14 protein-coding genes are annotated in these 18,702 nt (G+C 73.5%); 7 read left to right on the top strand and 7 right to left on the bottom strand.

Annotated features, from left to right (window positions below; translation table 11 throughout):
• Positions 1–123 precede the first annotated feature (123 nt).
• The 6 genes from ACIBN2_RS30795 to ACIBN2_RS30770 all read left to right on the top strand — a co-directional run bounded on the left by ACIBN2_RS30795 (position 124) and on the right by ACIBN2_RS30770 (position 5,632).
• Complete coding sequence (locus ACIBN2_RS30795; RefSeq protein WP_399139217.1) at positions 124–600, top strand: single-stranded DNA-binding protein; 477 nt, start codon at positions 124–126, stop codon at positions 598–600.
• A 259-nt stretch (positions 601–859) separates the two neighbouring features.
• Complete coding sequence (locus ACIBN2_RS30790) at positions 860–2,275, top strand: Cys-Gln thioester bond-forming surface protein (RefSeq protein ID WP_399139215.1); 1,416 nt, start codon at positions 860–862, stop codon at positions 2,273–2,275.
• A 93-nt stretch (positions 2,276–2,368) separates the two neighbouring features.
• Complete coding sequence (locus ACIBN2_RS30785) at positions 2,369–2,737, top strand: hypothetical protein (RefSeq protein WP_399139213.1); 369 nt, start codon at positions 2,369–2,371, stop codon at positions 2,735–2,737.
• A gap of 145 nt (positions 2,738–2,882) precedes the next feature.
• A complete protein-coding gene (ettA, locus tag ACIBN2_RS30780) occupies positions 2,883–4,547 on the top strand; it encodes an energy-dependent translational throttle protein EttA (protein WP_399139211.1) in 1,665 nt (554 codons plus the stop codon).
• Positions 4,548–4,553: 6 nt separating this feature from the next.
• On the top strand, positions 4,554–4,967 hold the full coding sequence (locus ACIBN2_RS30775; protein WP_393864552.1) for an acyl-CoA thioesterase: 414 nt from the start codon (positions 4,554–4,556) through the stop codon (positions 4,965–4,967).
• Complete coding sequence (locus tag ACIBN2_RS30770) at positions 4,964–5,632, top strand: hypothetical protein (RefSeq protein ID WP_399139209.1); 669 nt, start codon at positions 4,964–4,966, stop codon at positions 5,630–5,632. The genes ACIBN2_RS30775 and ACIBN2_RS30770 overlap by 4 nt, the downstream gene beginning before the upstream one ends.
• A gap of 21 nt (positions 5,633–5,653) precedes the next feature.
• Here the strand turns inward: ACIBN2_RS30770 and ACIBN2_RS30765 are convergent, their stop codons facing one another.
• The 4 genes from ACIBN2_RS30765 to ACIBN2_RS30750 form a co-directional block, all read right to left on the bottom strand.
• On the bottom strand, positions 5,654–6,631 hold the full coding sequence (locus ACIBN2_RS30765) for an ABC transporter ATP-binding protein (RefSeq protein WP_399139208.1): 978 nt from the start codon (positions 6,629–6,631) through the stop codon (positions 5,654–5,656).
• A gap of 82 nt (positions 6,632–6,713) precedes the next feature.
• On the bottom strand, positions 6,714–9,422 hold the full coding sequence (locus tag ACIBN2_RS30760; RefSeq protein WP_399139588.1) for an FtsX-like permease family protein: 2,709 nt from the start codon (positions 9,420–9,422) through the stop codon (positions 6,714–6,716).
• Positions 9,423–9,454: 32 nt separating this feature from the next.
• Entirely contained in the window at positions 9,455–12,697 is a 3,243-nt protein-coding gene (locus tag ACIBN2_RS30755; protein WP_399139206.1) for an FtsX-like permease family protein, read from the bottom strand.
• Positions 12,698–12,843: 146 nt separating this feature from the next.
• Positions 12,844–13,248 (bottom strand): globin, encoded by a 405-nt coding sequence (locus ACIBN2_RS30750; protein ID WP_399139204.1) that lies wholly within the window; start codon positions 13,246–13,248, stop codon positions 12,844–12,846.
• 124 nt (positions 13,249–13,372) lie between these two features.
• On the opposite strand from ACIBN2_RS30750, the gene ACIBN2_RS30745 reads away from it, so the two are divergent.
• Positions 13,373–14,368 (top strand): methyltransferase domain-containing protein, encoded by a 996-nt coding sequence (locus ACIBN2_RS30745; protein WP_399139203.1) that lies wholly within the window; start codon positions 13,373–13,375, stop codon positions 14,366–14,368.
• Between the two features lie 10 nt (positions 14,369–14,378).
• Here ACIBN2_RS30745 and ACIBN2_RS30740 read toward each other — a convergent pair whose 3' ends face one another.
• From ACIBN2_RS30740 to ACIBN2_RS30730, 3 genes are all read right to left on the bottom strand, one after another.
• Positions 14,379–15,836, bottom strand: coding sequence for an FHA domain-containing protein (locus ACIBN2_RS30740; protein WP_399139202.1), 1,458 nt, complete (start codon positions 15,834–15,836; stop codon positions 14,379–14,381).
• Positions 15,837–15,917: 81 nt separating this feature from the next.
• Positions 15,918–17,264 carry a VWA domain-containing protein gene (locus ACIBN2_RS30735; protein WP_399139200.1) on the bottom strand — a complete coding sequence of 449 codons (1,347 nt, stop codon included), beginning with the start codon at positions 17,262–17,264 and terminating at the stop codon, positions 15,918–15,920.
• 99 nt (positions 17,265–17,363) lie between these two features.
• A complete protein-coding gene (locus tag ACIBN2_RS30730) occupies positions 17,364–18,701 on the bottom strand; it encodes a protein phosphatase 2C domain-containing protein (RefSeq protein WP_399139199.1) in 1,338 nt (445 codons plus the stop codon).
• Position 18,702 lies beyond the last annotated feature (1 nt).

The following is an 18,702-nucleotide window of genomic DNA, read 5'->3' as shown; positions in this document are numbered from 1 at the left end:
CGGAGGCAGTCTGGCTCTGCGGCGATCACGGCACACACGGTCGCCGCGGCAGACGCAGCCGTACGGGACGGGCCCGTAGGCAGGTCCGTCCGGCCCGGCGGCCGGGCGAGGGAGGGGTTCGTGATGAACGAGACGATCATCTGCGCCGTGGGGAACGTGGCGACGCAGCCGGTGTTCCGGGAGCTGGGGACGGGATCTTCCGCGCGGTTCCGGCTGGCGGTGACCTCGCGCTATCTGGACCGGGAGAAGAACGAGTGGACCGACGGCCACACCAACTTCTTCACGGTGTGGGCGAAGCGGCAGCTGGCCATGAACGTGTCGGGGTCGCTCAACGTCGGCGACCCCGTCATCGTGCAGGGCAGGCTCAAGGTGCGTTCGGAGGTGCGCGAGGGGCAGAGCTGGACCTCGGCGGACCTGGAGGCGGTGGCGATCGGCCACGATCTCACGCGGGGGACCTCCGCGTTCCGGCGCACGAGCAGGCCGGAGGCGGGTGCGTCCGCCGCGGCTCAAGGGCAGCCGGAGCCCAACTGGGAAACTCCGACAGGGAATTCGGACGCGGACTCGGCCCAACAGGTCCCGGAACCGGCGGCAGTGACGTGATGTCAGCTCCTGTCCCGAGCTGACCGTACTGCGGCTTATCGGTGAATGCGTTCCGAACGATTCGGTGGATTTGTCGATAAGCCCTGCTCACGGGCCGTGTTGGCGATAACGATTCCGATTCGGATCGCTTGTCCGACGGTATGACCGGCAAGCGCGGTGCGCCACGTCCTTAGGATGCCGGGCATAGCTCTCGGGGCTTCTGATTCTGCTGGTGGGACCACACCCCCCACGTCAACGGTCCTGCTCGAAGGGGAATTTGGTGTTTTCTTCTTTCTCCGCGCGGTCCGCGCGCAGGCGGGGGGCCGCGCGTCTCGCCGCCGCGGCCCTGGCATCCGGTCTCGTGGCCGTCGGTGTGATCGCCGGTGCCGGTGCGGCCGCGGCGGACGCGCAGCAGACGACACAGAGCCAGGGCGGGGCGACTGCCACCATAGGCGCGCTCAAGACGTACGGCGCCGCCGTGATCCACGACGCCGGCGGCGATCAGCAGGTCTCGGCGGGTCTGTTCGAGATGTCCGTCGACGGCGGCGGCACCCTGCAGACGTACTGCGTCGACATCCACAACCCCACCCAGCGGGACGCCAAGTACCACGAGACCGCCTGGAGCGGCACCTCGCTGGGGACCAACAACGAAGCAGGCAAGATCCGTTGGATCCTGCAGAACTCCTACCCGCAGGTGAACGACCTCGCGGCGCTGGCGGCGAAGGCCGGAGTCAAGGGCGGCCTGACCGAGCAGGACGCGGCGGCCGGCACCCAGGTGGCGATCTGGCGCTACTCGGACGGGGCCGACGTCGACGCCGTCGACCCGCAGGCGGAGCGGCTCGCGGACTACCTGCAGAAGAGCGCCGTCGCCCTGCCGGAGCCCAAGGCGTCGCTGACGCTCAGCCCGCCCGCGGTCTCCGGTCACCCCGGCGAGCTGCTCGGCCCGGTGACCGTCCACACCAACGCGGACGGCGCGGCGGTGACTCCTCCGGCGGACGCGGCGACCAGCGGAGTGCGGATTGTCGGCAAGGACGGCAAGCCGGTCACCTCCGCGGTGAACGGCAGCCAGATCTTCTTCGACGTGCCCGGGGATGCCCCCGCAGGATCTGCCGACATCACCGTGCAGGCCTCGACCACCGTGCCGGTGGGCCGCGCCTTCACTTCGGAGACCCGTAGCCAGACGCAGATCCTGGCCGGCTCCAGCGAGTCGACGGTCTCGGCACCCGCGAGCGCGACCTGGGCGGCGAAGGGGGCGATACCGGCACTGTCCGCGGTGAAGAACTGCACCAAGGGCGGCCTGGACGTCACCGCCGCCAACACGGGCGACGCGGCGTTCACCTTCGAGCTGATGGGGGCCGGGTACAGCATCCCGGCCGGGCAGTCCCGCACGGTGACGATCCCGCTGCGGGAGGACCAGGCGTACGACTTCACGATCAAGGGGCCTGGCGGCCTCGGGAAGCGGTTCGCCGGCGTGCTCGACTGCCAGACCCAGGGCACCGGGAGCGGCGACACGACCCAGATCCTCAGCGCGCCGAGCCCCGCGACCGTGGGCGGCACCGCGGACGACACCAACCTCGCCGAGACCGGCGGCTCCGGCACCACCCCGCTGATCGCGGGCATCGCCATCGCCTTCGTGCTGATCGGCGGTGCGGCCCTGGTGCTCCTGGGCAGGAAGAACGCGCCGACCCAGGACTGAACCGGCCGCAGGTACCGCCTCCGGCGGCGCGGGTCCCCGATGGATCCGGCCGTCGGAGCCGCGGCCGGCCCGTCCGGCGGGCAGGATGGTCCCATGGCCCCTCCACCCGCACCGCCGACGCCTCGTGACGCCTCGGGCTCCATGCTGTCCCTGTGGTCTAAGGACTCGGTCCTGTCGATCGGTTCGGTGGGATCGGTGCTCTCGATCGGTTCCGTCGGCTCCGCCCTGTCCGTCGGCTCGATCGGCAGCGTCCTCTCCGCCGGCTCGATCGGATCGGCACTCTCACTGATCTCGGCCGGCTCGTGGCTGAGCAAGGGATCGGTGCTGTCCGCGCAGTCACAGTGGTCGGCGCTTTCCTGGCGCTCCTCGCGCGGCGTCTGGTCGGCCGGGGCGGTGGGGGCGGCGGCCGCGGCAGCTCTGCTCCTGGCCCAGCAGGCGCCGAAGAGGGGCACCGGCCACTGACCGTGATGGCCCGCGCCGCCACAGCCGACGGTGGAAGCGCAGGTCAGCGCCCTACCGCCAAACGGGTTTCCTTCACAGGGTGGACGTCAGGCAAGATGGGGTGTATCTGCCCACTGCCAGATTTCAAGCTGCCGGACGGTTTCTCTTGGCTGAGTACATCTACACCATGCGCAAGACGCGCAAGGCGCACGGCGACAAGGTCATCCTTGACGACGTGACGCTGAGCTTTTTGCCCGGCGCGAAGATCGGTGTGGTCGGGCCGAACGGTGCCGGTAAGTCCACCGTTCTGAAGATCATGGCGGGGCTCGAGCAGCCCTCCAACGGTGACGCGTTCCTGTCGCCCGGATACAGCGTCGGCATGCTGCTGCAGGAGCCGCCGCTCGACGAGTCCAAGACCGTGCTGCAGAACGTGCAGGACGGCGCCGCCGAGATCATGGGCAAGCTGCACCGGTTCAACGAGGTCGCCGAGCTGATGGCGACCGACTATTCGGACGCGCTCATGGAGGAGATGGGCAAGCTCCAGGACGACCTGGACCACGCCAACGCGTGGGACCTGGACACGCAGCTGGAGCAGGCCATGGACGCCCTGGGCTGCCCGCCCGGCGACTGGCCCGTCACCAACCTCTCCGGTGGTGAGCGCCGTCGCGTCGCGCTCTGCAAGCTGCTCCTCGAAGCTCCCGACCTGCTGCTGCTCGACGAGCCCACCAACCACCTGGACGCCGAGTCCGTGCAGTGGCTGGAGCAGCACCTCGCGAAGTACGCGGGCACCGTCGTCGCCGTCACCCACGACCGGTACTTCCTCGACAACGTCGCCGAGTGGATCCTCGAGCTGGACCGCGGCCGCGCTCACCCGTACGAGGGCAACTACTCCACGTACCTCGACAAGAAGGCCTCCCGCCTCAAGGTCGAGGGCCAGAAGGACGCCAAGCGGGCGAAGAGGCTCAAGGAAGAGCTCGAGTGGGTGCGCTCCAACGCCAAGGGGCGTCAGGCCAAGTCCAAGGCGCGTCTGTCCCGTTACGAGGAGATGGCCGCCGAGGCGGACAAGATGCGGAAGCTGGACTTCGAGGAGATCCAGATCCCGCCGGGCCCCCGGCTGGGCAGCGTGGTCGTCGAGGTCAACAACCTCAGCAAGGCCTTCGGGGACAAGGTCCTCATCGATGATCTGAGCTTCACGCTGCCGCGCAACGGCATCGTCGGGATCATCGGCCCGAACGGCGCCGGCAAGACCACGCTCTTCAAGATGATCCAGGGTCTGGAGACCGCCGACTCCGGTTCGATCAAGGTCGGCGAAACGGTCAAGATCTCGTACGTCGACCAGAGCCGCGAGAACATCGACCCGAAGAAGTCGCTGTGGGCCGTCGTCAGCGACGAGCTGGACTACATCAACGTGGGCCAGGTCGAGATGCCGTCCCGCGCGTATGTCTCCGCGTTCGGCTTCAAGGGGCCCGACCAGCAGAAGCCCGCCGGCGTGCTCTCCGGCGGTGAGCGCAACCGCCTCAACCTCGCGCTCACCCTCAAGCAGGGCGGCAACCTGCTCCTCCTCGACGAGCCGACCAACGACCTCGACGTCGAGACGCTGTCCTCGCTGGAGAACGCGCTGCTGGAGTTCCCGGGTGCGGCCGTGGTCGTCTCCCACGACCGGTGGTTCCTGGACCGCGTCGCCACGCACATCCTCGCCTACGAGGGTGACTCCAAGTGGTTCTGGTTCGAGGGCAACTTCGAGTCGTACGAGAAGAACAAGGTCGAGCGGCTCGGCCCGGACGCGGCGCGTCCGCACCGTGCCACCTACAAGAAGCTGACCCGGGGCTGATCGATCTTGCGGCACATCTACCGCTGCCCGCTGCGCTGGGCGGACATGGACGCGTACGGCCACGTCAACAACGTGGTATTCCTCCGCTACCTGGAGGAAGCCCGTATCGACTTCCTGTTCCGCCCGGACAAGGATTTCCAGCAGGGGTCCGTGGTGGCACGCCATGAGATCGACTACAAGCGGCAGCTCGTCCACCGGCACGCGCCCGTGGACATCGAGCTGTGGGTCACCCAGATCAGGGCGGCGTCCTTCACCATCACCTACGAGGTGAAGGACGGCGACCAGGTCTATGTCCGGGCGTCGACGGTGATAGTGCCGTTCGACTTCGAGGCCCAGCGTCCGCGGCGGATCACCGCGGAGGAACGGGACTTCCTCGAGGAATACCGGGACGACGACAAGGAGGAGGCCGTCGCAGCATGACGGTGCTCCATCTCGCCGACGAAGGGGAGGCGGCGGACCTCGCGGCCTTCCTCTCCCGGCTGATCCACTACGACCGTTCGGCGGCAGTACGGCTGCAGGCCGCCGGGACCGCGCTCGCCGTCTTCGGGCGGCCGCCGTCCTTCGAGGTGCTGGCGGTCCGCGCGGTGCGGCTCGCGAAGCCGTACGAGAACGGTCTCGACGTGACGCTGGACGTGACCGTCTCCGCCGGTGAACTCCTCGAGTCCGTCGACGAGTCGGCGGCCACGGCGCAGGTGCCGGGTGCGGTGACCGGGCCGCCGTGGGCCGGGGTGCTGCCGCCGCGGAGCGGCTGGCGTGCCGAGTCCGGGCTGCCGGCACCGGATGCGCTGCGCGCGACGGTCGGGGCGGCGGTCGCCGAATTCCGGTCCCGCACGCAGGAGTTGGCGGACGAGCGGCGTACACGGGCCGAACTCGACCGGATCGGGCGGGAGATCTGGTCCCGGACGGTCGGGGACACGCGCCTTCCGGTACGGGCCGCGCACGCGGCACAGTCGCTGGGGTTTCTCCGGGCCGGTGCGCCCGTGGACCTGTTCTCGTCCGGGGCGTGGCTGCGGTTGCGCACGCCCTTCGGGTCTGTCGCCGTGCGGCGGGCGGGACTTGGGGCGCTGGACGTCAGCGTCCGCTGAACCTTCGCACGGCCCGGATCGTCACTCGTGGCCGCTGTCTTCCGGCCATACGGCGATGTGGTCCGGCTCCAGTTCCAGGGCCACCCGGTCGCGCATGCCCAGGGTCTGCGTGTACTCGGCGGGGAGCTGGAGGCGGCCCGCGCGGTCGAGCATCGCGTATTCGCGCGCCACCACCGTCTCGCGGCCCGTCGCCTCGTCGACCTCGCTGCGGCGCAGGACCTCCGTGGAGGTGCGGCCGTCGCGGATGGCGACCGTGCGGCGGACCTCGCCGGCCACCGCCTGGTCGTGGGTGACGATCACGACGGTCGTGCCCAGCTGTTCGTTCGCGGTGCGGAACGCGGCGAAGACCTGTTCCGCGGTGTGGGAGTCGAGTTCGCCGGTGGGTTCGTCCGCGAGCAGGACGGCGGGGTCGTTGGCGAGGGCCACGGCGATGGCCGCGCGTTGCTGCTGGCCGCCGGACATCTGGTGGGGGCGGCGGTCCCGGCAGTCGGAAATCTCCAGCAACTCCATGAGATGCAGGGCGCGTTCGGTCTGTTCGCGGCGGGACTTGCGGGGGTGGGTGGCTGTCGCCCTGCCGGTGAGCTGCATCGGGAGGGCGATGTTCTGGGCCGCGGTGAGGTAGGGCAGGAGGTTGCGGGAGGTCTGCTGCCAGACGAAGCCGACGGTGGTGCGGCGGTAGCTGAGACGGTCCTTCGCGGCCATCGTGAGCAGGTCGCGGCCGGCTACGCGGGCCGCGCCCGCGGTCGGGGTGTCCAGGCCGGCGAGGATGTTCATGAGGGTGGACTTGCCGCTGCCGGACGCGCCTACGAGGGCCATGAGTTCGCCCTCCCGGACCAGGAGGTCGAGGCCCTGGAGGGCTTGGACCTCCACGCCGTCCGTGGTGAAGATGCGGACCAGGCGGTCGCAGGTGATGAGGGCGTCGTGGCCGTAGGCGGGGCGGCTGCGGTGCTCGGTGGCGCGGTGGGCCAGATCGGCGAGGGTCGGGTTCGGTGCCGTCATCGGACGCCTCCTGGGGCTCGGGGCACGGACAGTGGCCCGGATGGAGCAGCTGTGCGGCTGCCGTGAGAGGCCGTGCGTGGGCTCATCGGGTGTCTCCCGCCCGCAACTCCGCCACCGCCCCCCGTCGCCCCGTCCACCACGCCTGCGCCGCCGAGACCCCGACCGTCAGCAGGACGATCGCGGCCGCCGGGACCGCCAGCGACAGGGCGTCGGTGTGCAAGGCGGCTTCCTGCGCGGGGGACGGGGCCGTGGCCAGGGCGACGGCCGTCAGGTCGACGCCCGGGGACAGCAGGCGGATCGTGGCCCAGCCGGTCAGCGCGCCGCCCGCCGCTGCCAGCGCCGCCTGGGGGAGGGACTCCAGGATCAGGAGGCGGCGGCCCTGCGGACGGGTCAGGCCCATGGTGCGCAGGCGGGCCAGGAGGGCCGTGCGTTCGGGTGCGGTGCGGAGCAGGGAGAGGAGGAGGGCCAGCACGGCGTAGCCGGCGCCGGCTGCCACCGCTGCCGTGTAGACGCGTTCGGCGCCCGACTGGAGGGGGGAGTCGACGTAGCCCGCCCGTTCCTCGGAGCGGAGTTGCACGTCCGCCGAGGCCGGGGCCGCGCCGCGCAGGGCGGGTCCGTCGAGGTGGGTGCCGGTGAGCAGCAGGGCTGTGGGGCGGGATGCCGGGCCGTTCAGGCCGGCGCGGTCCACCACCAGGAAGTTGTCGCCGGTCACGGCGGGCGTGCGGGCCCGTACGGCGGTGATGCGGACGGTGATCGTCGTGCCGTCGTCCAGGCGTACCGGGAAGGGCCGGGTGCCGTATGTCCTGGCGGTCGTGGGGGAGGCCAGCGCCGGGAGGGCGGCGCGGGTGCCGCCTCGCCGCAACTCACCCGCGGAGAAGGGGCCGATGTGGGTCTCGCGCGCCAACTCGGCGTAACGCGAGGGGTTCACGCCCGCCAGCGGCACCGACTGTGTCAGGTCGGTCGGCCTCGCATCGTACGTGATGCTCACCGGCGTCACGGCCCGCACGCCCGGTGTGCGAAGGACGCGGTCCGGCAGATCCCGCGGCAGGGCGCCCGTCGCCTCGATGCGGGCGTCGGCGCCGACCGTGAGCAGGGCCGCCTGGTCGCGGGCCTCGCGCACCCCCGTCAGGACAGAACCGCCGAAGGCCGCCGTGGTGAGGGCGCTGAGCAGGGCGAGGAGCGGCAGGACCGCGGAGGCGGAGGTGCGGCCCGCGCGGGCCAGCGACAGGTGGCCGATCGCGCCGCGCAGGCGGGCGGCCGGGCGGGCCAGGCCGCGCAGCGGCAAGGGATAGAGGCGGACCAGCAGCAGGGCCGCGACCACGCCCACCAACACCGGTGCCAGGGAGGTGAGTTGATCGCCCGAGGTGCCCTGCCGGCGCAGGGTCTCCACCGCGCCCAGGGCCACGACGACCAAGGTGAGCTCCGCGACCGTACGGCGCCGGGAGGGCCGTACCGATGTCACGTCGCCGCGTCCTGCGTGCAGCCGCACCACGCGGTGGCCGGCCGCCGCCCGCAGGGGCAGGACCGCGCAGGCGACCGCCGTGACCGTCGCCGCCGCCGCGATCGCGTAGGTGGCGCGCTCGCTCGGGACCGCGAGCAGCGCCGCGCCCAGGCCCAGCGCTCCCGCGGGCAGCGCGACCACCGCCGTCTCGGCGAACAGGCGGCCCGCGAGGCCCCGCAGGGAGGCACCGCGGGCGCGCAGCAGGGCGAGTTCGGTCCGGCGGCGGTCGGCGGCGAGGCCGCCCGCCAGCAGCAGCACGACGGCGGCCACGGTTCCGGTGCCGAAGGCGGCGACGGCGACCAGCGGGCGGACGCCGCCGCGGAGTTGCGTGAACCCGGTCAGCACGTCGTCGAGGGCGGTGCTCACGGTCGTGGACGGGTCGGTCGCCGTACGGATCCGGCCCAGGGCCGGGCCTGCCTCCAGGGAGGCGATCGCCGACCTCACGCGGTCCGCCTGATGGGCGCGGAGCACGGCCGGCGAGGGCGCCAACTGCCAGTAGCGCCACAGGTTTCCGGGCGTGCCCAGCAGCGCCGGGGCGGCCTCGGGGGCGAGCAGCAGGGTGGCACGCCAGTACGTGTCGTGGTCGGGTCCCGGGGCCAGGACCAGGCTCGGGCTGCGCAGGAGGGGCTCGGTGGCCCAGAAGGCGCCGCCGGGGTCGCGCGGGGCGACGACGCCGGTCACCCGGACGGCGAGCGGCGGGCGTTCCACGCCGGGCACGTGGACGACCGAACCGGCCCTGATGTGCAGGCTCCTGGCGGTCTCCACGGTGACGGCGGCCTCGACCTCGGCGGTCGCGGCGGTGACGTGGCCGCCGGCGCGCGGCAGGCGTCCGGTGCGGATCGTCGCGTGCTCCGCCAGGCCGTGCTGTGCGGCGAGCGTGAGCTGCGGCGGCAGCCCGCTCGGCCGCGGCAGCCAGGGGTCCGGTGCCGGCAGCGAGCCGGCCGTGCGCACCCCGTACGTCGACTGGCCGGGATCGACGGCGAGCGGGCGCGGGACACCGGCGAGGACCTGTGCGTACTGCCGGCCGAGTGTGCCGGGGCGCAGCGCCTCCTCGCGCTGCTCCTGGGACATGAGCAGGCCGGGCTGCTGGGCCGACACGTCCACGCTGGTGCTCGCGGGCCGCGCCCGCTCCACGGCCCGGCGCAGACCGGCGTCCTCGTACCGGTCGCCGGCCCGCGGGAACGCGGCCGCGAGACAGGCGGTCAGCGCCACGAGCACCGCCAGCGCGCAGGCGGCACCGGGCGCGGCGCGCAGCCGCGTCCGGATCCACGGAGCCCGCACCGGGTTCATTCCGCTCACCCCCCTCACCCCCTCACCCCCCGTCACTCCCCCTGCTCCCGCAGCGACACCGCCGGGTCCCCCCGCCGGAGCGCCGGCACCGCCGTCACGAGCAGCGGCGTCAGCGCCACCGCCGCCAGCAGCAAGGCCACGTCCGGCACGGGGAGTTCGACCTGCACGTCCGGCACCGGGCGCGTGGCCTGTGCGGTCAGCACGATCAGCGGGATCACCGCCCGGGTCAGCACCGTGCCCAGCGCCGCGCCCACCACCAGCGCGAGCGCCACCAGCACGCCCTGCTCGACGGCGATCATGCGGGCCAGCCGGCGGCGCGGGGCGCCCAGGGCCCGCATGATCGCCAGTTCGGCGCCCCGCTCCCGCAGGGAACCCGCGGCGCTCACCGCGAAGCCGACCGCGGCCAGCGCCGCCGCGACCCCGGCGGCGGCCGCGAACGCCGCCTCGGGGCCCGCGCCGAACGGGTCGTCCCGCAACTGCGCGGCCGTCTCGTCCCGCACCAGGACCTGCGACGGATCGAGGTCGGGGAACGCGCGCAGGGCCGCGGCGACGCGGGCGCTCTCGCCGGGACCGGTCCGCAGCCACCATTCCGTGGGCGTGACGCCCGTCCCGTGCCGGGCCTCCAGCACGCGGTTCACCGATCGCAGATCCACCAGCAGGGCGCCCCCGTTCGAGGCGCCGGTCGTCGGCAACTCCCGTACCGCGCGCACGATCCGCACCGACACGCTCTCCCCGCCGACCGTCACGTCCAGCCGCTGCCCGGTGTGCGCTCCCGCCGACGCGAGGAACCGGTCGGTCGCCACCGCCGTGATCCCGGGCGGGCTCGGCTGGCGGACCTGCATCCCCACGGTCAGCGACGGGCCGGCCCAGGTCTCGTCGACCGGCACGTACCCGGTGCCGTAGGAGAAGACCGGCGGTCCCGACGAACTCGTGCCGAGCTTCTCGGGGTTGGTCTTCTCGTCCGGCGACGCGATCTGCCCGTCACTGCTCACGGACGTCTTCCAGGAGACCGGCAGCGCGACCGTCCGCGCGGTGCCGTCCGTCCCCGTCGCCGTCAACTGGGATATACGGAGCCGGTGTTGCTCGGGATCCCTGATCGGCTGCGGCATCACCAGCTGCACTCCGGTGAGGGTCAGCGGCCCGTCGGACACGGGCACGTCCAGGGCGTGCGCCCGTCCGTCGGAGGGGAGTTGACCGGCCGGTACGTCGTACGGCGTCCCGTAGGCGTCCTCCAGCGTGACCGTCACGTCCGCCGCCGTCCCGGGGCCCGAGGAGCTGTGCAGGGACGCCGTCAGCCGCAGCCGGGCGGTGTGCGCGGGCACTTTCGCCCCGGCGGTCCGTCCCTTCGGTCCGAGCGCCGTGAGCAGCGGCCGTACGGGTTCCGGCGTGAGGTCCCGGCGTATCAGCACCGTGTCCGCCGCGTGCGCGGTGTCCAGGGCCAGCAGCGTGGCCGTTCTGCTGCCGGTCAGCGGGAGTTCGGTGCGCAGGACCGGGGCCGCCTGCCGTACGTGGGGGACGGCCGCGTACCTCTCCGTGCGCCCGAGCCCGCCCACCCCCTCGGCGAGGACGCGCACCGGCGCCCCCGCCGCGAAGTCCGCCTGGTCGTCCTGCGAGCGGTCCCAGGAGGCGCCCTGCGCGATCGCGAGCATGCCGAGCGCGACGGCGAGGACCAGCAGCAGCACCGGGCCCGCCGCGCGCATCGGGCGGCGGCTCAGCTGCCAGCCCGCCAGCGGCGCGGTCAGCCCGCGCCCGCCGGCCGCCCGGCGCTCGGCCAGCCGTGCCACCAGGGGCAGCAGCCTGAGGGTCACCACCGTGCCGGCGAGCAGCGCGAGGGCGGGGGCGGCGACCAGGAGCGGGTCGATGCCGAGGGTGCCGGACCTGCCTCCGGTCACGGCGCCCGACGTGTGCCGGCCGAGCTGCCAGTACGCCACCGCGGCCACCGCCAGCAGGCCCAGGTCCGCGCCCGCGCGCACCGGGCCGGGCAGGGCGCGGGCCCGCACCGGGCCGAACCCCTCCACGGTGAGCGCGGGCAGCGTCACCGCCAGCGCGCACCCCAGCGCCACGCACGCGGCCACCAGCCACACCCCGGGCCGCCCTGCGGCGGGCACGTCCAGCCGCAGCCCGATCCGGGCCAGCGCCCCGTGCCCGGCCAGCAGCCGGGTGAGCGGACCCGACAGCAGGGGCGCGCAGACCACGGCGGGCACCGCCAGGAACAGCGCCTCCAGGGCGGCGAGCGCCGCGACCCGGGCGCGGGAGGCGCCGCGCGCCCGCAACAGCCGTACCTCGCCCGCGCGTTCGGCGCTCAGCAGCCGTGCCACCAGCAGCAGCGCACAGCCCGCGAGCAGCGCCAGCTGCAGGGCGACGATCAGCAGGGTGGAGCGGGACACGAGCATCGAGCGCTCGATCCGTCCGAGGACATCGGGCAGGGAGGTGCTCGCGACCGTCGTGCCCCGCAGCGCGGGCTGCCCGCGCAGGGACGCGCCGCCCGCGCCGGCCGCCTCGCGCAGCGCGCCGATCCGCGCGGTCGTCAGCGCCGAGAAGTCGGCCGTCGCCAGCCACGCCGACTGGCCGGCGCTCACCCGGCCGCCGCCGAGCACGCCGGGGGCGGCGAGCAGTGGGCCGTACGTCGTGAAACCGACCGTCCTGACGCCCCGGCCGCCCAGGTCGTCCAGCCGCCAGTAGGGCGCGTCCGGCCGGGCGGGCCGGTACAGGCCGGTGAGCGTGACGCGCACCTTCGGGCCGCCGAGCCGGTCGGTGAGGAGGAGCCGGGCGCCGGGCTTCAGGCCGAGCCGCCGGGCGGCCGTCTGTGGGAGGGCCGCCTCGATGCCGGCGCCGTCCCGGGGCGCCCGTCCCGAGACGATCCGCACCTGTGACGGGTCCAGCGCCGCGAGATACGTCAGATCCGGCTCCCCGGACCGCTCGGCGGGCGGCTGGAGCGAGCGCGGCAGTCCGTACGGGCCCGAGCGCACCAGGGTCCGCACGGTCACCGGCAGTCCGTCGAACGTCCGCCGCGCCCCCTGCCGTACGGTGCCGTCGGCGGCGGCGCGCCCGCCGGCCGGCACGTCCGCCTTGACGATCAGGGCGGCGTCGGCGGCGGTCTCGGGAGAGCGCAGCGAGTGGCGCAGGGCCGCGTCGCCGATCGCGCCCGAGTATGCGGTGAGCGTGGCCAGGACGGCCGTGGTCAGGAGCACGGTGAGCAGCGCGGCGGCGAGCAGGAGACGGTGGGCGCGAGCCCGCAGCACGACGAACCGTGCCACCGCACCGAACGCCGTCACGCCCAACCCCCCGTGGTTGTCCAGACCTTCGGGCGATGCTGTCAGAGGGGGCAGCTCACGGGTAAGCGCTTGTACGTCGGGCTTGACCGGATCGTGACCGGATTCCGGCGTACAACGACCGGAATCCGCATGTCATACGGGGACGGTCAGTCGGGAGTGTTGATCATCGACGCGGCGGCGTACGTCAGGTACTTCCACAGCTGCTGCTCGTGCTCCTCGGACAGGCCCAGCTCGTCGACCGCGTCGCGCATGTGCCGCAGCCAGGCGTCGTGCGCCTCGCGGTTCACGGTGAAGGGGACGTGGCGCATGCGCAGGCGGGGGTGACCGCGGTTGTCGCTGTACGTCGTCGGGCCGCCCCAGTACTGGATCAGGAACAGGGTCAGGCGCTCCTCGGCCGGGCCGAGGTCCTCCTCGGGGTACATGGGTCGCAGGACCGGGTCCTGAGCCACGCCCTCGTAGAAGCGGTGGACCAGGCGGCGGAAGGTCTCCTCCCCGCCGACCTGCTCGTAGAAGGTCTGCTCCTGAACCGTGCCGCGCCGAATCTCATTCACCCGTCCATGCTCTCAGACGGCGGGAACCAGTACGTGAGGCCTAGGACCCTCGCGGAAAGGCCCGATTCCGGATCAGGCCGTTCCGGTGCTCGCCTCGCGCCCCGGGCCGCAGGACAGTGGACGTATGGGCGCGCATGCTCTCGACGAGAGCGACAAGGACCTCGCCGGCCTCGCGGCCTCGGCGCGGGCGGAGCTCGTGCGGGAGATCGAGGCGGAGGGGGCCTGGGCGGACGACCCGGTGTGGCGGGAGGCGTTCGCGGCGGTCCCGCGCCACCTCTTCGTGCCGTACTACTACGTCGGTGCCGTCGGCGGCTACGAGCGGCGGTGGGGCGAGAGCCCCGATCCGCTCACCCGCGAGAAGTGGGTGCGCGGGGCCTACGCGGACGTCCCGCTGGCCACCCGGCTGCGCGACGGCGAGCTGCTGTCCTCCAGCAGCCAGCCGTCGCTGATGGCGATGATGCTGACCGAGCTGCGGGTCGAGGACGGCAACCGGGTCCTGGAGGTCGGCGCCGGCACCGGCTACAACGCGGCCCTGCTGGCCCACCGGCTCGGCGACGACGACCTGGTCACCACCGTCGACCTGGAGCCGGAGATCACGGAGTCCGCCAGGCGGCACCTGGAGGCCGTGGGGCACCACCCGGCCGTCGTCACCGGCGACGGCGCGCGCGGGGTCCCCGAACGGGCCCCCTTCGACCGGATCATCGTGACCTGCGCGCTGAGCTCGGTGCCGCGCGCCTGGCTCGCCCAGTGCAGCCCCGGCGCCCGCATCCTGGCGCCGTTCGCCACCGGGCTGATCGCCCTGACGGTCCGGGACGCCGGCCGGGCGGAGGGGCGCTTCCTGCACACGCCCGCCTACTTCGTGCCCCTGCGCGGCGCGGGCCGCCCCGAGAGGGAGCCGGCCGATCTCGCCGGGATCCCGCGCCGGGCCAAGGAGCACGAACTGTTCCGGTTCCTGCTCTCCCTGACCCACGGCACCCTCGGCCCGCAGGAGGCCCTCGTGTTGTGGGAGCGCGAGGAACAGCCGCCCCGCGAGCGCTACGGCATCACGGTCTGCGGCGAGCGGGAGTGGGCCTGGCTGGACGATCCGCAGGGGCCGTACGTCTGGCCCCTGCCCGCGTAGTCGCGACGACTCAGCCGCGGCGGATCGTGATCGTCGTCCAGGCGCCCACGTGCACCCGGTCGCCGTCCTGGAGCGGCACCGGCACGAAGGGCTGGATCGGCTCCTCGGAGTTGTTGACCGTGGTGCCGTTCGTCGAGTTCTGGTCGACGACCGCCCAGCTGCCGTCCGGCTGCTGGACCAGCACCGCGTGCTGGTGCGAGACGCCCGGGTCCTCCGGCGGCACCGCCAGGTCGATGTCCGGGGTGTCGCCGGTGGAGTGGCGGCGGCGGCCGATGGTGATCTGGTTGCCGCTGAGCGTGCGCTGCTGCTCGGGCGAGTACGCGGGCAGGTTCAGGCCCGCGGCCTCGGGGCCGGAGCGCTGCATCATCGCCATGAAGTACTCGCGGTCCGGACCGATCGTCGCCATCCAGGTGGCCGGACCGGCGGACGGCTGCCCGTAGCCCTGGCCGGGCGGCGGGGGCGGGGTTTGGGCCGGGCCCGGCTGCTGCGGATAGCCGTAGCCACCGCCCTGGCCGGGACCACCAGGTGCGCCGGGACCACCGGGACCTCCCGGACCGCCGGTCGGCGGGGAGATCACCCAGTCGTCCTCACCGCCGCCGAAGGACGGGCCGCCGGGCTGCGGCGGCCGCCCCGTCTCCTGCGGGTACGCGGGCGGGGCCGGCGGACCGGGCTGGTGGAACGCCTGCGGGGCGCCACCGGGTGCACCAGGGCCACCGGGACCGCCGAAGCCCCCCGGGCTGTCGGGGCCACCGGGACCGCCGAAGCCCCCCGGGCTGTCGGGGCCACCGGGACCGCCGAAGCCACCCGGGCTGTCGGGGCCACCGGGACCGCCGAAGCCACCCGGGCCGTCAGGGCCACCGGGGCCACCCGGGCCGTTGGGGCCGGCGGGCGGCGTCGGGCCGGGCGGCGGGACCGGACGCGAGGGGTCCGGGCCGAAGTTGGACGGGCCGCCGAAGGGACCGCTCGGGCCCGAGGGGTCCGAGCCGTAGGGCGGGCTCGGCGGGATCGGCTCGGCGGGACGGTTCATCTGCGACGGGCGTGAGCCCTGGTACTCGTACGAGTCACCGGCGCCGCCGTACGACGGGCCGGGGCCACCGGGACCGGGTCCGGCGGGGCCGGGCGGCTGCTGGAAGCGCACCGCGGGGCCGGGCGCCGGCGGGCGCGGGGCGGCCGGCGTGTAGGACGTCGCCGTGTTCGTCAGGAAGTTCCACCGGCACTCCTCGCAGAACGGCGCGCCGCCCTCTCGGGGCGTGCGGCACTGCGGGCAGAGCTCCGGCTCGGGGTCCGGTACGGAGGACAGATGCCCGCGGCCACCGGGCTGCGGGCCCTGGCCGGGCGGCGGGAAGCCGTAGCCGCCGCCGGGCGGGGGCGGCGGAGGGGGCGGAGGTACGGCACCGGCCATGCGGTGACCGCAGACCTCGCACCAGTCGTCGGAACCCGACTGGTGTCCGTTCGGGCAGGTCGGCATGTCGGCGCTTCCCCCTCTCCTTCACCGGCCGTCCGGCCGGGTTTCTCCAACCCCAGGGGGCCGGGCTCGCTCTTTGCTATGTCACTTCTTTACACGAACAGTCTTTGTCGACCGAGTTTCGAGCGTCATCTCGTCGGCGTCCTCGACCTTTGCCTTCAGTCGCACAGTACCGGTCGCGGCGTCGACAACGTCCACCACCTTCGCAAGCAGTTTCGCAGTATCCGCGTTTCCGGAGGCACTGGCGAGCTGAACGGCCCGGCCCAGTTTGGCCGTTGCTCCGTCGAAATCTCCTGCTTTGCGTAGATCGAGCCCCTGCTGGATGGCCTGTGCCAGTTCGGCCTGCCCGGTGTAGTGGGCGACCTGGGGGTTGATCGCCGTGGAGGCCGCCATGTCGTCGGTCCACACGGCCCGGACCAGGCCCTGGGCGCCGAGGTTCTGCGCGCTCCCGTCGGGCTGCGGGATGACCAGCGAGACCCGGGCGGCGAGCATCTCCTGGCCGATGCCCGCGGACGGCACCTCGACGCATACGTGGTAGTCACGGGACTCGTCGCCCCAGGAGCCGGTGGGGTAGTCCCCGGCGCGCGGGCCGGCCTCCGTGCGGCGGTCGGTCAGATCCTCGACGGTGGGCGCCACCTGCTTGACGAACTTGATGGCGGTGCCGACCGGCGTCCACAGCCGCAGGGTCACGTCGGCGACCTCCTTGCCCATGGCCGTCTCCATCATGTGCGTGAAGTCGGCGGCGAGGCCGGCCGGGTCGGCGACGATGTCCGCCGTGCCGAGGAGCGCGGAGGCGATCCCTGTGACTTCTTTCACTTCCCAGTCGGTGCCCACGCCCCGTGCGTCACAGGTGAACCGTCCGGCGCAGGAGTCCAGGGCGGCCTTGAGGTCCTCGGGGGACTCGTGCTCGTTGCGGCCGTCGGTGAGCAGGATGCCGTGGCGGATCGCGACGTCGGCGGAGGAGAGCAGGCGGTCCGCCAGGCGCAGCCAGGTGCCGATGGCCGTGCCGCCGCCCGCGCTGAGCTTGCGCAGGGCCTGCCTGGCCTGCTCCCGGGTGGTGGCGTCGGCGACGGCGAGGCGCCCGCCGCCCGGGTAGACCTCCTTGGCGACGTGGGTGCCGCCGATCACGGCGAAGTGCACTCCGTCGCGCAGGGTGTCGACCGCGGCGGCCGTCGCGTCCCGGGCGTTGCGCATCTTCGTCGGCGGGTAGTCCATGGAGCCGGAGCAGTCGACCATGATCGCCACTGCCGCGGACGGGCCGTGTCCCGGCGCGTAGAGGTGGGGTGCGGCCACGGCGCTGCCGACCGTGCCGCCGCCGGTGGCGGTCACCGTGACGATGGCGTTGACCTCACGACCGCCGTCCGGCAGGTACTCGTTCTGGTACACGTCCATCGAGAACTGCGGCACGTTGGACTTCGAGAAATTGGCCATGCCTACTCAAATCCCCCTTGAAAACCTCACAGTTGTGAGGTGATTCCTGGAAGTGGACCGGTCCCCTCCGGTCCGCCGAGGCCATCCCCGTACGCGGCCTCAGGCCGATCCTGCCCCCTGAGGCACGGCCGGGAACGGGACGACGGCCACTGTTACGTTGTCGTGGCCCCCGCCGTCCAGGGCATGGCCCACCAGCACGCGGGCGCTGTGCAGCGGACGGGTCGCGGCGTCCGGCGGGACGACCTCGGCCATCTCCTCCGCCGCCTCGGCGTAGTTCCACAGCCCGTCCGTGCAGACCACCACCACGCCCGGCCGGTCCGGCTTGAAGGAAGCGGTGTGCGGCTCCAGTTCGTAGGCGTCCGCGCCGAGCCAGCCGGTGATCGCGTGGGCACGCTCGTCGGCGTACGCCTCGGCCTCGCTCATCAGGCCCGCGGAGACCATCTGCGCGGCCCACGAGTCGTCCTCGGTGAGCCGGGCCGGGGGTGAGGTGCGGTCCACCGGGACCCAGTAGACGCGGCTGTCGCCGACCCAGCCGACGACCAGCAGCCCGGGCGTCACGATCGCGCCGACGATCGTGCACGCGGGAGCGTTCTGGTGCGGGCTGTGCTCGCGGGCGGTCGCGGGCTCGTCGGCAAGGGCGTTGACGGCGTGCGAGGCGGCCACGATCGCGTCGTGCATGGCCTGCTGCGGGTGGGTGCCGCGCGGCAGGGCGGCCAGCAGCGACTCGCTCGCTGCCCGGCCTGCGGCGAGCGAGGCGTCGTCGGGGCGGGTCGCCGAGGAGACGCCGTCGCAGACCACGGCCACGGACGCGGGGGAGCCGTCCGGGAGCGTGCTCCGGCCGATGCCGAACGCGTCCTCGTTGCGGTGGTGGCGCAGTCCGCGGTCGCTGACCGCGGCGATCGGGCCGGCCTCCTGCTCCATGTGGTCGCGCTCGCGGGGCTGGGCGTGCCCGCAGTTCTCGCAGTAGCCGTCGTTGTCGACGCGGCCCGCGCGGCAGGCCACGCAGAGCTTGGCCGGCCCGGCGGACGCGGGGAGGTCGGCGATGCGCGGGTCCGGTGCCTGGAGCGGGTACTCGTCGGGCTCCGGCGGCCGGTCGAAGCGCACCCCGGAGGCCGGGGAGACCGGTGAACCCGTGGGCGGCGCCGGCGGCAGCGGGGAGTCGCCCGAGTCCGTCCCGGGCACGTCCGCCGACCGGTGCGTCGCCGCCGGTGTGTCGGTGCTGTCCGGTTCGGCGGCGAGCGGCCAGGGCGCACCGCCGTCGCCGTCGGGCGAGGGCGGCGCCGAGCCGTTCAGGGTGATCGTCGGGTGGTCGTCCGGCGGCGCGGGCACCGCGGACAGGTCGTATCCGCACGCGCCGCAGAAACGGTCATCCGACTCGAGCGGCCACTCGCAGCTCGGGCAGTTCGACAGGGCGGCCTGCTGGGGCATCTGCGACATC

Origin of the sequence: Streptomyces sp. NPDC050534, from assembly GCF_044457745.1 — a bacterium.
GTDB lineage: Bacteria > Actinomycetota > Actinomycetes > Streptomycetales > Streptomycetaceae > Streptomyces.
The sequence above is the reverse complement of the archived record's forward strand: the minus strand, read 5'-3'. Positions and strand labels throughout refer to the sequence as shown.

Coding starts and splice junctions, on each gene's coding strand:
- ACIBN2_RS30785 (WP_399139213.1), top strand. CDS start 2,369: ATGGCCCCTCCACCCGCACCGCCGACGCCTCGTGACGCCTCGGGCTCC.
- ACIBN2_RS30730 (WP_399139199.1), bottom strand. CDS start 18,701: ATGTCGCAGATGCCCCAGCAGGCCGCCCTGTCGAACTGCCCGAGCTGC.
- ACIBN2_RS30795 (WP_399139217.1), top strand. CDS start 124: ATGAACGAGACGATCATCTGCGCCGTGGGGAACGTGGCGACGCAGCCG.
- ACIBN2_RS30735 (WP_399139200.1), bottom strand. CDS start 17,264: ATGGCCAATTTCTCGAAGTCCAACGTGCCGCAGTTCTCGATGGACGTG.
- ACIBN2_RS30745 (WP_399139203.1), top strand. CDS start 13,373: ATGGGCGCGCATGCTCTCGACGAGAGCGACAAGGACCTCGCCGGCCTC.
- ACIBN2_RS30765 (WP_399139208.1), bottom strand. CDS start 6,631: ATGACGGCACCGAACCCGACCCTCGCCGATCTGGCCCACCGCGCCACC.
- ACIBN2_RS30760 (WP_399139588.1), bottom strand. CDS start 9,422: ATGAACCCGGTGCGGGCTCCGTGGATCCGGACGCGGCTGCGCGCCGCG.
- ACIBN2_RS30740 (WP_399139202.1), bottom strand. CDS start 15,836: ATGCCGACCTGCCCGAACGGACACCAGTCGGGTTCCGACGACTGGTGC.
- ACIBN2_RS30770 (WP_399139209.1), top strand. CDS start 4,964: ATGACGGTGCTCCATCTCGCCGACGAAGGGGAGGCGGCGGACCTCGCG.